This is a genomic window from Moorena sp. SIO3I8, from assembly GCF_010692325.1.
Taxonomy (GTDB): Bacteria; Cyanobacteriota; Cyanobacteriia; order Cyanobacteriales; family Coleofasciculaceae; genus Moorena.
In genome coordinates, this window is record NZ_JAAHHW010000152.1 from 1 (window position 1) to 14,391 (window position 14,391).

Annotated in this window: 12 protein-coding genes and 2 pseudogenes; 8 read left to right on the forward strand and 6 right to left on the reverse strand. The window is 43.0% G+C overall.

The features are described from left to right. Positions 1–128 precede the first annotated feature (128 nt). A pseudogene (locus tag F6K51_RS32125) lies at positions 129–440 on the forward strand (transposase); the annotation flags it as partial. Between the two features lie 386 nt (positions 441–826). Here the strand turns inward: F6K51_RS32125 and F6K51_RS32130 are convergent. The 3 genes from F6K51_RS32130 to F6K51_RS32140 form a co-directional block, all read right to left on the reverse strand. Continuing rightward, a complete protein-coding gene (locus F6K51_RS32130) occupies positions 827–1,207 on the reverse strand; it encodes a DUF760 domain-containing protein (protein WP_293028451.1) in 381 nt (126 codons plus the stop codon). Between the two features lie 170 nt (positions 1,208–1,377). After that, the gene (gene scpB / locus F6K51_RS32135) at positions 1,378–1,851 is read right to left on the reverse strand and encodes an SMC-Scp complex subunit ScpB (RefSeq protein WP_071104321.1); all 474 of its coding nucleotides are present in this window, start codon (positions 1,849–1,851) and stop codon (positions 1,378–1,380) included. Positions 1,852–1,866: 15 nt separating this feature from the next. Next, positions 1,867–2,742 carry an ABC transporter ATP-binding protein gene (locus F6K51_RS32140; protein ID WP_293028453.1) on the reverse strand — a complete coding sequence of 292 codons (876 nt, stop codon included), beginning with the start codon at positions 2,740–2,742 and terminating at the stop codon, positions 1,867–1,869. Between the two features lie 603 nt (positions 2,743–3,345). Between F6K51_RS32140 and F6K51_RS32145 the strand changes: the two genes are divergently transcribed. From F6K51_RS32145 to F6K51_RS32165, 5 genes are all read left to right on the forward strand, one after another. Further along, complete coding sequence (locus tag F6K51_RS32145; RefSeq protein WP_293028455.1) at positions 3,346–4,854, forward strand: peptidoglycan-binding protein; 1,509 nt, start codon at positions 3,346–3,348, stop codon at positions 4,852–4,854. 373 nt (positions 4,855–5,227) lie between these two features. After that, positions 5,228–5,761: a hypothetical protein gene (locus tag F6K51_RS32150; protein ID WP_293028459.1), complete on the forward strand. Its 534-nt coding sequence runs from the start codon at positions 5,228–5,230 to the stop codon at positions 5,759–5,761. Positions 5,762–5,772: 11 nt separating this feature from the next. Next, the gene (locus F6K51_RS32155; protein WP_293028462.1) at positions 5,773–5,970 is read left to right on the forward strand and encodes a hypothetical protein; all 198 of its coding nucleotides are present in this window, start codon (positions 5,773–5,775) and stop codon (positions 5,968–5,970) included. Positions 5,971–6,348: 378 nt separating this feature from the next. Then, positions 6,349–6,486 carry a hypothetical protein gene (locus F6K51_RS32160; RefSeq protein ID WP_293028464.1) on the forward strand — a complete coding sequence of 46 codons (138 nt, stop codon included), beginning with the start codon at positions 6,349–6,351 and terminating at the stop codon, positions 6,484–6,486. A gap of 303 nt (positions 6,487–6,789) precedes the next feature. Next, positions 6,790–8,139, forward strand: a complete 1,350-nt coding sequence (locus tag F6K51_RS32165; protein WP_293028466.1) for a serine/threonine-protein kinase — start codon at positions 6,790–6,792, stop codon at positions 8,137–8,139. Between the two features lie 192 nt (positions 8,140–8,331). Here the strand turns inward: F6K51_RS32165 and F6K51_RS32170 are convergent, their stop codons facing one another. The 3 genes from F6K51_RS32170 to F6K51_RS32180 form a co-directional block, all read right to left on the reverse strand. Next, positions 8,332–9,198: a DUF928 domain-containing protein gene (locus F6K51_RS32170; protein ID WP_293028468.1), complete on the reverse strand. Its 867-nt coding sequence runs from the start codon at positions 9,196–9,198 to the stop codon at positions 8,332–8,334. 421 nt (positions 9,199–9,619) lie between these two features. Next, entirely contained in the window at positions 9,620–11,770 is a 2,151-nt protein-coding gene (locus tag F6K51_RS32175) for an adenylate/guanylate cyclase domain-containing protein (RefSeq protein ID WP_293100998.1), read from the reverse strand. A 220-nt stretch (positions 11,771–11,990) separates the two neighbouring features. Next, a complete protein-coding gene (locus F6K51_RS32180; protein WP_293028470.1) occupies positions 11,991–12,119 on the reverse strand; it encodes a hypothetical protein in 129 nt (42 codons plus the stop codon). Between the two features lie 184 nt (positions 12,120–12,303). Between F6K51_RS32180 and F6K51_RS32185 the strand changes: the two are divergent. Together F6K51_RS32185 and F6K51_RS32190 are read left to right on the forward strand one after the other, a co-directional pair. Then, positions 12,304–13,585 (forward strand): annotated as a pseudogene (locus F6K51_RS32185) (transposase). 180 nt (positions 13,586–13,765) lie between these two features. Continuing rightward, a complete protein-coding gene (locus tag F6K51_RS32190; RefSeq protein WP_293028472.1) occupies positions 13,766–14,167 on the forward strand; it encodes a DUF2282 domain-containing protein in 402 nt (133 codons plus the stop codon). Positions 14,168–14,391: the final 224 nt, after the last annotated feature.

The following is a 14,391-nucleotide window of genomic DNA, read 5'->3' on the forward strand; positions in this document are numbered from 1 at the left end:
AGATGAAAATCCGTTCTAGAGGTACCAATGTCAGTGGTTCCGTTTGATGAGGAGCCGGATGATGTGAAAATGTCACGTCCGGTTCTGAAGACGAGTCGGTGAGGCGACTCACCGGCTTAGTTTAATAGTGGCTGGAATATTTTGGTCAAAAGTTTGGTCGGGTAACTGTTGCAGTCAACCCTGCTTATACCAGCCAGAATTGCTCTAATTGTGGCGAAGTAGTCAAGAAGTCTTTATCGACTAGAACTCATGTCTGCAAGTGTGGGTGTCGGCTAGATCGCGATCACAACGCCGCAAAAAATATACTAACTAGAGCCTTAAGTACCTTGGGGCACACGGGAACTCTACTCAACGCTCGGGGAGATTTGTCCTCTACTCTTTTTGGTTCCGGCCTGGAAGGGCAAGACGAGTCGCTGAACCGAGAATCCCCTAGCTTCTAGCTATGGGGAGTGTCAACAGATTAAGATTTGGCTGGGTCGTTGACCTTCTGTGCATCCAGTCCGCGTCGAAGATTTTGTTTGGGTTACGATAATGGGTAATCGGTAACAAACTTCGCTGCAGTTGTCGGTAATTTAGGACAAGAGAACTTCGGATCAGGGCAGAATAATGGATGCACGAGTATCCCCCTTTATCCGCCCATCCTCCCATCCGATCCATCTCGACCTGCGCCTAAAAAGGAAAAAGGGACAATAGATTGTTATAGTATCATCCCTTTAACCTATTCCATTTACTCTTTTTCCCAAGTTAATCATTCTGAACATAGTGGAATTCACTGGTGTCTACCTAACTTAGTAGGTATCAAAGTAGGTATTAAACCAGAGGACATCTATGACTCAGTTGGGTTTGGGGAGTCGCTACGCTTTTCACTTGGCCGCTTGTGAGTAGGTAAGGGAGTGGAGTTGCTTAAGTTGTCCTCAAGAACCATACGCTGTTCCATCTGACGGAGAAAATAACCAGTCATCATGGCTGAAGCCAACAATCCAGCTAAATTTTCCCGATCAGTGGTGATTTGAACATTAAAGTTTTCTGATGGCAGCATCCCTACTAGCCCCTGAACGTTCTGAGAGATGATTTGTTGGATTTCAGGGCTAGCAGACTTAGCAATCCTTGCTAAAACATCAGAAGGTTGATTCTGGAGGTATTGCAGCAGTTGGTTCGCTTGAGGCTCTGCTCCTGGGGAACTTAGAAAATCGGGGTTGAATACCATTAGAAATTTTAGGTTTGACCTGCTTCATCTCGACTTTTCTATACTCTAAACGATTGTGAGATAAGCTGAATCCGCTTTCGGGGATAAATCTAAGTTTTTTCGGTAGAAATTCTGAGAAAAAAAGCTTACTTAAAGAAATCTTGAAGTTTCTGTAACCCTTGGCATAGCTTCTATTGGGGTGGCAGTAGCTGCTCAACTTCAAAGTGTTGATGAAATTTTTCAGTAACTTGTAACCAGTACGAGCGCCCCTCAGTTTGTCTACGTTTCTGGACAAAATCGAGCTCGACCAGTTCCTGGATATGTTGATACGCTCCACTCCCACGAAGGTTGACTAGGTCAGCTTGAGTAATCGGACCTTTAAGAGCGATCGCAGCTAAAGTCCTCAAAGCACCTGTGCCCAATTCAGCGGGAATTAAGTTTTGCAGTAATTCACTAAAAGTGGCTCGTAACTGTAAGCTATACCCAGCAGGAGTTTCCACAACTTCTAAAGCACTGTCCCGGTGGGCATAGTCTGCCATCAGTTCAATCAGGCCATCCGCAACTTTTTCGCGATCGCATTGGGCATACTCTGAGATTTCCTCTATGGAGACGGGCTGTCCCTTCAAGTATAGAATCGCTTCAATTTGGGTAGCTAGACGAGGCATTGTTTTAATTCGCTTCTAATCCAATTGACGTCCTGTCAATTCAACAAAAATATCTTCCAGGTTGGAGGGACGAACCATCACACCAGTTTTATCCGGTAAACTTTCGAGATAGCCACTCGCTTGTTCCAGAGTCGGGAAAAATTTGTACTCAAAGCGTTCTGAGAGTTGTTTGATCAGCAATCCTTCCCCATGTTGGTGGCGCAACTGTTCAAGTGTACCTAATTCGATTAGTCTACCAGAATCCATGATCCCGATCCGTCCTGGCTTGCCAGCGCCATAGCCATCGCACAAAAACTCCACTTCTTCCATATAGTGGGTAGTTAGCAATATCGTCATACCTTGGCGATTCAAATCCCGAATAATTTCCCACAGGCGACGGCGGGTTTGGGGGTCTAATCCCACTGTAGGCTCATCCAAAAATAGAATCTTCGGTTGATGTAACAGCGCTCTAGCAATTTGCAACCGACGCTTCATTCCCCCAGACAGAGTTTTCACTAAACTATCCCGTCGGTCTATTAGCTCTACATACTCTAACCACTGATTAATCAGCCGCTGACGCCCAGGATTGGCAATGTGATGCAGCCGTCCGTGGAGTTCCATGTTTTCCCAGACAGTCAGGTCAATATCCACGCTAGTTTGCTGCAAGACCACACCAATATTTTCCTTGACCTGATCTTTTTCTTCTACAACGTCGTAACCCGCTACCTTAATTTGCCCCTTGGTCGGTTCAGTTAACGTAGTTACCATCCGAATTGTAGTGGATTTCCCAGCACCATTCGGACCAAGCAAACCAAATATCTCTCCTGATTCAATGGTAAAGGAGAGGTCATTGACTACAGGGACCTTATCGTAGATTTTGTAGATGTTCTGGAGGGAAACAGCTGGGGGCATAGATTCCTTGTATGTATGATATTGAGTCAACAGACTTAAGCTAACCCGCTTCCACACCACAGGTTAGAAGCAAATTATATCATGTTGATCTAATTCCGTTAATAAAAAGAGCAGTAATCGCAAATTTAGGGGCAAATACAACTGCTACAGTTGTATTCATCAATATTAACGATTATTTAATTAACATAGTATTACTTTTTATTTTAAAATTCCAATACTTAAAATCAAGTATTGGAATTTTTAAGTAAACTTAAGTATTATTATATCTAGACAAATCATCAATCCGTAGGTTAAAACAAATAGGGGCTGTTCCTTTGGTTACTCCATTAGTTATCGGGTAAGCATTCAGCCGTGAGCTTTTAGCTCACGCTACGCGAACAGCCGTCAGCCGTCAGCCGTGAGCTTTTAGCTCACGCTACGCGAACAGCCGTCAGCCGTCAGCATTCAGCTGACGTAACAAAGATTAAACGAAGCTTACTTGTTTTATTTAAAAGCTCAAAGCTCAAAGCTGAGAGCTGAGAGCTGAGAGCTGAGAGCTGATAGCTGATAGCTGAATGCTTACGTTATCAGCTACAGTTATTGACTTTTATCGTAGAATTTAGTATGGCAATATTTCGGATATTAGGTCGGGTAATCGATCCAAAAACCAGTGGCGTCGTTTCAGGACTAAGGGTTGAAGCATGGGATAAAGACCTTATTTTCAACAACTTGGTGGGTAGGGCCATCACTGATGACCATGGCAGCTTTGGTATGGAATTCGATGAATCCTATTTTCAAGAACTGTTTGCTGACCAACGACCAGACATTTTTTTCAAAGTATTTTGTGATCAGCAACTGATAAAAAGCACTGAGGATTCAGTGCTGTGGAATTTGGACATTGGCGAGACTGAAGTCTTGATCACTGTAGATAACTATAGCAAAAATAACGTTTACGAAAAATACCTACAAGCTGCTGTTCAAGGTTCTAAAGATAATCCCAAACTATTATATCTCGGTATTAAGACTTCACCATACAAACAGCAAATTAAAGATTATCCCTCCCGCCTGACCCAGAAACCGGATGGTAAACATCTAGTGTCTGTAATTAAAGCGGATAAGACTTTCAGTCCTTATCCAATCCTGGGGCAACTTCCAGATATTGATCAGCAAGGTTTGGAGTTTATCCATCAAGACATCAAAGAAGCTTGTGTCTGTGTTGGTAGTTTTGTAGACCAAGAGTTCAAGGTAAAATGGTTGGGACGAAATGCCCTAAGTAATGACGAATTATGGAGTGGTAGTAAGATTATCCCCATTATTAATCTAGTATCTCGCCTTAATAGCAAATCTCCTAATGACGACCTCGATAAATGTACAATTCGAGGTAGAGACCAAGCTGGAAATCAAAGGGATATTCCTGTCTGTGATTTAATCACAGATGTGATCAGTTATGACTACAATACAGCAAGTTCTAATTGCTTAGGAGCAATGTTAAAGCGCTTTGCTCCCCAAATGGACTTAGAAAATTGGCTGAAACAGATTACAGGTAATGATAGCCTGATTTTCCGTGGCCGATATGGGGAAAAACCCTTTATCGAGTACCCCCAGTTGTTTGGTAGCACAACCAAAAGGATAATTCTAACTGCTGACCCTGAACCCCCTCAATGGGAAAGTAATACTATATCCGCTTATGATTTAAATCGGATGATCTCAATGGTGGGTTGGCATAATTACATACCGGAAGCATGCCAGCTACCAGGAGTTAAGTGGGATAGTCTCGAAAGTATCATCAGAGCAATGGCGAACGATCCAGCTCGGTTAGTTGATTTAGCTATTAAAGAGTTGGGTTTGTTGAATGTGATTGACTCAACAGTGATTATCTCAAAACTCGGCAACGGAGTTACCAGTATTAGGAACAGAACCGAAGCGGTTTATGTCGCCCTAGTTAAATTAGTTAAGCCTAGTCTTGACGATGCCCTCAAGCCAGCTAAATTGATTACCTTCAGTATGGCGCTACGGGGAGCAAAAGTGCTTGAGCCAAGAGATTTCAATCGTGAAGCGGTGGAACTTGATGCCAGAATAGCAACAGAAGTGACAGAGATTTTGCGCAGAGCGGTGATGGGTGAATTGGTTTGAATCTAGTGTCAATTGGGTGAAGTACATAATTTTGGGATTTTAGGGAACAGGGAACAGGGAACAGGGAACAGTGAAGAGAGAATAGGGAACAGTGAACAGGGAAAAAATCCTGTGTACCTCATAAGTATGCAAAAGGTTATATCCCTCTTCTGTCACTTTGATCAATTTTCACGGTAAGTGTCCGGTTACTGTCTAAACTCCAAGTAAATGTAAGTAGTTATATCAAGTCCGGTTAATCACCTCCCAAGTAGTCTCTGGATTGTAGGCCAGAAGGGATATCATGATTAGTCAACCGGACTTGATATTAGATCATGGCCAGAAACGTTTTATGCTTGGGTTTTTTAGGGTCAGGTTTAGACAAAAATTGAAAACCGTGTGGGTACAAAAACCTAAAGAAAAAAAGTATAGCTTCTCGTCTAACTACTACAAGATTTTCTTGGATATCCAAAGACGATGTGACTTTCAAATTTCTTTTTCAAACTTTCTTTTGTACGTTTTCTTTGTTCTGCAATATACTATCCCTATTTTTTTAGCAACTATCGCAGGTATTACGGCAGGTAATGACTTGTTTGTCACGTTTATTCAAGAATTTGTTTCTGATGATCAAGCTGAAAATATCGTCAAGTTTTTTATATTTTTAATTAGTCTATTAGGAACATTATTCGGCACCATAAGTGCCACAACTAACCCTTCGGAAAGCTATGATAATGCAGCAGCGTTTCATAATAAATTTTCTGAGTTTAAGATTAATTTAGCGATAGATATGAGAAATCTTGAACTTACTAATGCTATGGAAGAAGATTACCTGCAGCTTCTGAAGCAAAAAAATGCTAATCTTTCGGAATTGATTCAGGAATATAATCAGAAACGGTCGATCGATAAGAATCAAGTAGGGGGAGATAATTAAGAGGGGGGAGTGTGGGAAGTGTGGGAGGTGTGGGGAGATGGGGAGATGGGGAGATGGGGAGATGGGGAGATGGGGCTTTCAAGGTGAAGTTTCCAGATCCGCTGTTCCCTGTTCCTTTTGCTATATATAGCGGACGCAAAACAAAAAAACCAACAACATCCCATACTCAGCACGCTAAGCTATATATAGATGAATGGATTTTAAGCTGATATCTGGAATAGTACGGTTGACAAATTAAAAAGCTATAGCTATAGTCAAAATATTGATATCTCCAAGCTGGGCAGGCTAAGTAAAAACACTTCTATCCACGTAAAGGAGTGTTTTTAGGTTTAGCAAAGGCGCAAAGGTGATTGGTTGGAGTTTTCTGATGCCACTTTTACCTTGGAGCCAAAGTAATGATCCTAAAAATAATAAGTAAATAGGTAAGTAAATAGGTAAGTCCTGATCTGGTCTTAAGCTTTATCTTAGCGATTGGCCGTAGGCCACGCTACGCGATCGCTAATTATTTCCTAGTAGCCAACAGTCGTTACTTCTAGGGATAAATAGCAATTGCGTCACATCCACATTGTTTGGATAAAGGCGGTGCCATGGCTACGCCAATTGTTAGGAACGATTGCTTAGGCTTAGGAACTTATTCCAATCAGCAACGCCGAAATTATCACTACAGTAATCAGCGATCAATCTATGCGCTAGGCGCACGCTGCGCGAACAGCGATCGCTTTTAGCGGAAGCTGAGGCCTTTGGCCACGCTACGCGAACGCTTCATCGCGTAGCGTGACCTACGGTCAATCAGCTAACACGCTACTTGAAAAGCTGCCCAAACCGCTATTAATAATGAGAGCAACAGAGCTGAGCCAAAATTAGTAAATTGGTATTAATCTCTTTATTTAAGAAGCTGCGAATTTATAGCGTTTATAGCATTTATGAGGTACGCTTTTCAACCTCAAAGTCCCCCTTATTAAGGGGGATTTAGGGGGATCACTTGATAGCTGAATCCTGACAGAAATCAAGTTTTTAGGAGACAGCCAATGATATTACTACATCAGCCAAGCACAATTATTGGTGACCGCTATCGCATTGTTGCACCCTTAGGTCAGGGTGGCTTTGGAACAACCTACGAAGCTGAAGATTTAACTAACTACAAACGAGTAGCCCTCAAAGCCATCTCCCTGCGCGGACTAGAAAACTGGAAAGGGTTAGAACTTTTTGAAAGAGAAGCTAAAATCCTTGCCAAGCTCAACCATCATGCTATCCCCAAATACTTAGACTACTTTTACATCGACACTGCTGATGACCGCCGTTTTTACTTAATTCAAGAATTGGTTGGGGGTCAGTCGTTCAGTGAGTTAGTCAAAAAGGGTTGGTACCCTAGTCAGGGGGAAATCAAGGAAATTGCTTTCCAGATTTTGGACATTCTTGAGTACCTCCATCAACTGAATCGAGCTGTGATTCACCGAGATATTAAACCACAAAACCTGATTATAAATTCCAAAGGTATAGTATTTTTGGTGGATTTCGGTGCTGTCAAAGATGTCTATCGTAATACGTTAAGCTACGGGGAAACATTTGTTGGCACTTTTGGCTATATGCCACCAGAACAGTTTCAAGGACAAGCATTTTGTGCTTCTGATTTATATAGTCTAGGGGCAACACTATTGTTTTTGTTAACCCATCGCTCTCCTGCCGATCTACCTCAGCAGCGACTAAAGATTGATTTTCGTGGTTCAGTGCAGATATCACAGCATTTTGCTGACTGGTTAGAGAAGATGCTAGAACCAGCTGTAGAAGATCGATTCCAGTCTGTGGAGGAAGCGATAGATGCCTTACGGCAAAAAAAGTCAATTTCCAGTTCTTTGTCTGGTTCTATAATACCACAGCGGCAACAACCTGCTGGTAGTCGCATCATTTTTACAAAAAATTACCAGCGTTTGGTAGCAGAAATTCCGCCCTGTGGATTAAACGGTAATAACTTGCTTTTGGCTATCTTGATCTTATCTGTACTTAAATTTATTCTTGTCTGGAAAATGGTGACAATAGTAACTTTTTTTTCGACTGTATTTTTCCTGGAATTCTGGATTATTGTGCTAGTTTTATTGGGACTATTATTTGATATTGCTGGTGAGATATATTTGGAAATTAACCGATATACCTTCAAGATAGAATGGCAGTTATTTGGTTTAAGCTTGGGACAGATTACAGGACGTACAGTAGATCTTAAATTTGTTGAAGTGGATAGTAGTGTTAATTTCCTAGGTCAAAAAACTATTACCTGTGCTATTGGGGAAGGAGCCCAACAACACAAATTTGGTTCCAAACTTACCAAAGTTGAGAAAAGATGGTTGGTTGAGGAATTGCGCGACTTTCTTGGAGTGATATAGCGCTACCCTTAGCGTCAGAAGTCAGAAGTCAGAAGTCAGAAGTCAGCAGTGATCCACTGATACCAAGTTGCGGTCAAACATACAACTTTCTCTTCCCCCAATTTCCCCATCTCCCTATCTCCCCATCTCCCTATCTCCCCATCTCCCTATCCAACCAATCTACTATCTTTGAATACAACTCGGTATGACCCACTACTGTGCCACACTACCCAATCCCACTTGTTCCAGCAAAGCGATAAAATCTGCTCGAATCGAGGAGTCATTGGGATTAGCAGCTTGAGCCTGGTAAAGGGCATCAAGGGCATCAAACCAAGCCCCTGCTTCGGCATAGATGATTGCTTGTTGATGCAGTAACTCAGAGGTGGAGCTGTTGGTATTTGCACCAACTGCTGCTAGCTTTTGCTCTAATTCTGGGGATTGTGATACCCGCTCAATCCAGCTCCTATAATAGGAAGTCTTAGGCGGGTTTTCGCGATCGCATTCTAGGGTAACAGACCACATATATATCTTCCTGTCTTCTTCCTCCAGTCCTGGTGGGTTTGCCATCAGTTCTGGACTGTTTTCCGGAAGTTCTACGGAGATAATCCCTACCTGACCTGAGTCAATCCTTTTCTCAAATATTGTCTGGTGTCCTACTGTGTCCACCAACGTAAATACTAGTGGTACGTCTACAGGCTCGGACAAATACCAGAAAAATCTAGGATGAGCAGATATAGTCTGTGCAGCTACTTCCCTTGAGGGAATTAACAGCGTCACCAATTCACGTGGTAACTCCTCATACGGGCTTCGTGAACCAGACCCATTACTCTTGCGAGGAGCGCTATCGGTTGGTGGCATAAATCGTAAGCGTGAGCCTTTGGCTGAACTATTTTGGGAACTATTTTGGGTTTCCGATGAGTTATGATTAGAATCTACAACCTGACCGTTGACAGATTGCAACCTTTGAGAATAGCTAGCTTGAGGGGTGAGTGTGCAAAACAGCAGTACAATCAGTAGTGAGGTTGTACGTGCCCATGTTGTACGTCCCAATAAATTAATAATGTTAGCGGTAGTTTTCATAAGTTTATTGAATTATTAAACTAGAATAGACAATTACAAGAATTAGCATTAATCCTTAGTAAAGCCTGAGTTTAAGCTTAATTGTTTCAGAGATATAATTTTTTGGTGCCATGGATTTCTAATCTCAAATCCCGCTGACTAGTTTTCCTGTGGCAGGGAAACGATCAAAAGATTATCCCGCAACCAACACAGGGTTTTTCTAGCAGCGATTAACTAGACTTGAAATTAGACCAAATTGCCTGGAACCAGGTAACTTTTTATACCCGAAACCCTTGACCCAACTCAACGGTGACTAAATTAGACTTCACAGAACTTAGAATCAATTCCTGATTACTGACTGGTATAGAGATTCTAGTTTTGCTGATATCTCCGGAGGGACAGCAGTTAACCGGATGTAAAAACTTCCCGGTTCTGCTGTTTTTTATAAAACCTTGGCGTAGATGTCCTCACTGGGTTGGTTCACATTATCTGGATCGAGTAAGTTGAGCTTAAGATTACTCAGTGGCTCAGGGATAGCAGAGATTTCGCTGCTGTTAGCACGAAGCTTAGCTCCCTTACTGGAAATCTCGACTAAACGCCCAGTGTAGACCGACTTGCTGATATGCTTTCCATCTATAAAAGCATAATTAAATTGTAGCTTGGTTTTTTGGTTAACTTCGAAAAACGTTTCTTGCTGTTTGGGTAAAAATAGGTTATAATGATGCCCAATTCCACCCACTTCATAGATAGTAATTGGCTGTTTAATTCCCTTGGGTTTTACCTGTATTTGACCGTCAATTCTTAAGAATTCGCCAGTTTCTTCCAAAGTGGAAGAAGAAATCATGACTTGACCGCCAGTTGTATAAGATTCGATCCGGTAAGCCAGGTTAACGGCGCTGCCAATCACACTATATTTGGTGCGTTTTTCGGAACCAATATTCCCAAGCACAACCACACCGGTATTGATACCGATGCCCATTTCCAGTTTTGGATAGCCCAACTGCTCGATTTCTTCATTGACACTAGTCATGGCTAATTGCATCGCTAGGGCACAAGCCACTGCTCTGTGGGCATCATCCTCTTGGAGGGTGAGAGCACCAAAAAGCACTAAAATCCCATCCCCGATGAACTCGTCGATAGTTCCTTGATAAGCAGTAATCACATCCGCCATGTGACCCAAATAGATGTTGAGGATTTTGACTACCTCTTGGGGATGTAACCGTTCTGAGATCCCAGTGAAGCCTCTTAAATCAGAGGTCAAGATGGTGATTTTCCGGTTTTCACCCCCGAGTTTTTGTTTGTCTGGGTTCTCCAGCAAATCCTCCACCACTTGGTCAGTTAGGTAACGTCCAAAAGTGTGACGAATCTCTTTAGCAGTGCTAGCAATGTAAGCTGTGATGGCAATTGCAGACCCACTTAAGGCTAACAATGGCGGTATCACCGGGAGCCACCAACCCCCCAAAAACGCTCCATAGGTACTTCCAAATAATGCCCCTGTGGCCACCACGGTAATCGCAGTTCTCCTCAAGGACAGCCCTCCGAGACCGCCAAGATAGCGCCATTTCCAAGTTAGAGTCGCACCAACGAAAGACCAGACTACAATCCACAGGATTTCCACAGGCTCCGACCAGGTTTTGAGCAAGGGACGACCATCTTCCACAGCACTAATAATTTGGCTGACCATGTTAGCTTGAACTTCCACCCCAGCCGTTAACTCCCGGATGGTAGTGTCATTACTGTAGGAGGTGTAGAAAAAGTCATTTAAACTGACCGCAGTTGCACCAATTAAAACGATGGAATCATTGATCAAGTCATCTGGAATGTTATCTTCCAAAACGTCGGTCATGGTTACGGTGCGGAAGGTTCCCGCTGGTCCGCGATAGTTCAAGAAAATCTGGTAACCGCCATCATCGATTCCCACATAACCGCCGTCATTGCTGGCCAAAGGGCGAAACATGGCCTTGCCCCACTGGAAAATTCTGGGATCTTGCTGTAATGGTTCAGGAAAAATGTTTTTTGACTCTAGATAAATCCCCGCTAGGAGCATACTAAAGGAGGGCTTTAAGTGATCATTTACCTTCAAAGTAAGTAAGCTGCGCCGCAGGATACCATCCATATCGTTTACGACATTATTGGCACCTACGAGACCACGTTCACTGAGAATCGGTGGAGGAGGCACCGCATTGTCAGGGTTGTCTTGATCGATGTATTCGATACCAACTAAGTTGGGTGTGGTTTCAAACACCTTGAGTAACTCACCATGACCGGGCTCAACTGGAAAATCCCGATACAGGTCAAGACCAATGGCTGCAGGATTTTGAGCTTTGATTTTGTCTAAAAGTTGGGCAAGCATCCGATCAGTGATTGGCCACCGTTGAGCACGCTTTAAATCTGCCTCAGTCATAGCCACAATCACAATCCGTTCATCCGTAGGTTCCTTCGGACGCCAACAAAAGTATTGGTCGAGAGCCGCTAGTTCGTAAGGCTGTAACCAGCCGAGTAGCCTGAATGCGATCGCAATTCCAGCCACCACCGGTGTAGTAATTAGAACACCGCGCCATTCCCATAGTTGTTGTTTTACTGGTTGCCACATCTTACCTTATTCAAGTTGGTGAGGTACAATTTTCTGGGTTTTAGGGAGTAGGGAGCAGGGAGTAGGGAGCAGGGAGTAGGGAGCAGGGAGCAGCGGATCTCGGAGCAGGGCAGAAACTTCAGATGTACCTCACGCTTACTAGGAAACTATTATTACGGTTGAACCTCAAAAAATGGTTTCTTCTTGAAAGGGTGATTGACAATGATAAAGCTATTGGTAACTACAAAAGCATTAGTGGGTGGATCTCACTTTGGCAAAAACACTTAGCACAATAGAAGGCTAATATCATGTTATGATAGTTACCCTTAATAAAAATCTCCCCCATCTCCCCATCTCCCCATCTCCCCATCTCCCCAACCTCCCCAACCTCCCCACACTTCCGGGAGTGATAGATTTACCAAAAAGATTGGGTTTAAAGCCCCGTCCTTCTAGGACGGCTTTTATGTGTACTACTTCAAAAAGTGTAACACTATTTTTTGTTGTTTTATACTATTTGTGTTAGTGTATTAATATACAAAATAGGTCGAGTTCTGATGATCGTACTTGAGTTCAAGACATACGGAAAAAAGAAACAGTATCAATCCATAGATGAGGCTATCCGAACTGTGAAGTTCATTCGGAATAGCTGCATCAGATTGTGGATCGATAACAAGGGAATTGGGAAATACGACTTAAGTAAGTACAGTAAAACCCTAGCCAAAAACTTTCCTTTTGCCAACGAATTGAACTCAACTGCTCGACAAGCTGCGGCTGAAAGAGCATGGTCATCAATTGCTCGCTTCTTTGATAACTGCAAAAATAAAGTACCTGGCAAAAAGGGGTTTCCAAAATTTCAAAAGCATTGCAGGTCGGTCGAATATAAGCAGTCAGGTTGGAAGTTGTCCCCTGACAAAAAATCGATCATATTTACTGACAAGAAGGGAATTGGGAAACTTAAGCTCAAAGGTACATGGGACTTGTGGCGATTTGACAAAAAGCAAATCAAACGAGTTCGGATTGTCAAAACGGCTGACGGCTACTATGTCCAGTTTTGCGTCTCAGTCGATGTAAATGAGCAATTAAAGGCTGCTGATGCAACTGTTGGCCTAGATGTAGGCTTAAAGGATTTCTATACCGATTCTAGAGGCAAAACTGAACCTAATCCAAGATTTTATCGGACAGGGGAGAAGCGGCTAAAGTTCTATCAACGCCGAGTTTCCAGAAAAAAGAAAGGCTCAGCTAACCGTAAGAAAGCTATTAATAAATTAGGCAGACAGCACCTCAAAATAAGCAGGCAGCGTGAAGAGCACGCCAAGAGACTGGCGCGCTGCGTAATCCGGTCTAACGACCTGGTTGCCTACGTTCGCGCAGCGTGCCGTAAGGCAAGATTTGAGAGTTAAGAATCTGGTCAAAAATCATTGTCTGGCTAAGTCTATTAATGATGCTGGTTGGTATCAATTCAGAAAATGGTTAGAGCATTTTGGTCAAAAGTTGGGTAGGGTCACTGTCGCAGTTAATCCTGCCTATACGAGCCAAAACTGTTCTGAATGCGGCGAAGTTGTGAAAAAGTCCCTATCGACTAGGACTCACGCCTGTAAATGTGGTTGTCAATTAGATCGCGATCACAATGCCGCAATTAACATTTTGAACAGAGCCTTGGGTACGGTGGGGCACACCGGAACCTGGATCATCGATCCGTTCGCGCAGCGGAGGCCGTAGGCCACGCTACGCGAACGGGTCTCCCGAAACGCTTTAGGAGAATCGGCCTCTACTCTTCCTGATTCCGGTCTGGGGGAGCAAGCTGGCTCGTTGATTAAAGAATCCCCGTTCTTATAGGACGGGGAGTGTCAAAACAAAAAGCTGATGGCTGATGACTGATAGCTGATAGCTTAAGTCCTTTGTTTCCAAAGGTTTTCAAATGTCCTATCCTATTTTAATAACTTTCTCAGGGTTATCTCATACTTTTCAAAGACTCGGTTAAGATAGGTTAAATACTTTAAATAATAATTACATAGATTGGAATTAAACCAATACTGTTTTAGTTTAATTCTGTCTACGGACTTAGGAGTCAGTTCTGATATTCGGGAGAATTCTGTGATGAAAGATATCAAAAAAACTGTAATGGTAGGCGCTGCCTTGACTAGTGTCTTGGCTCTAGGTTTAGGTGTAGCATCTGAAAACGCCTTGGCCGGTAAGGAAGGAATGGAAAAATGTGCTGGTATCGTTAAGGCGGGTAAGAACGATTGTGCAGCCAACGGCCATAGTTGCGGCGGGATGGCTAAGGTAGATAGCGATCCTAATGAGTGGATCTACGTTCCTGAAGGCACTTGCAACAAGATTGTTGGTGGAACTATTGTAGGAGAACCAACCTCCAGCCAGGAAACTGAAAAGCCAACCGAGAGTGCGCAAGCCAATTAAAGGAAGCATTCAGCACGCTTGGCACTCAGCTATCAGCTTATGAATCATGGCTGAGTAGTTTTATGTACAAAGATCCCCCCTAACCCCCCTTAAGAAAGCAGGGCTGTTTCAAACTTTAGTAAGTTAACGATTATTGGAGATAGGGGGATAGGGGGATAGGGGGATAGGGAAATAAACTAAAATTTACCGAAAAATGCCCAAATTTAGTCATTAAAATCTTACGA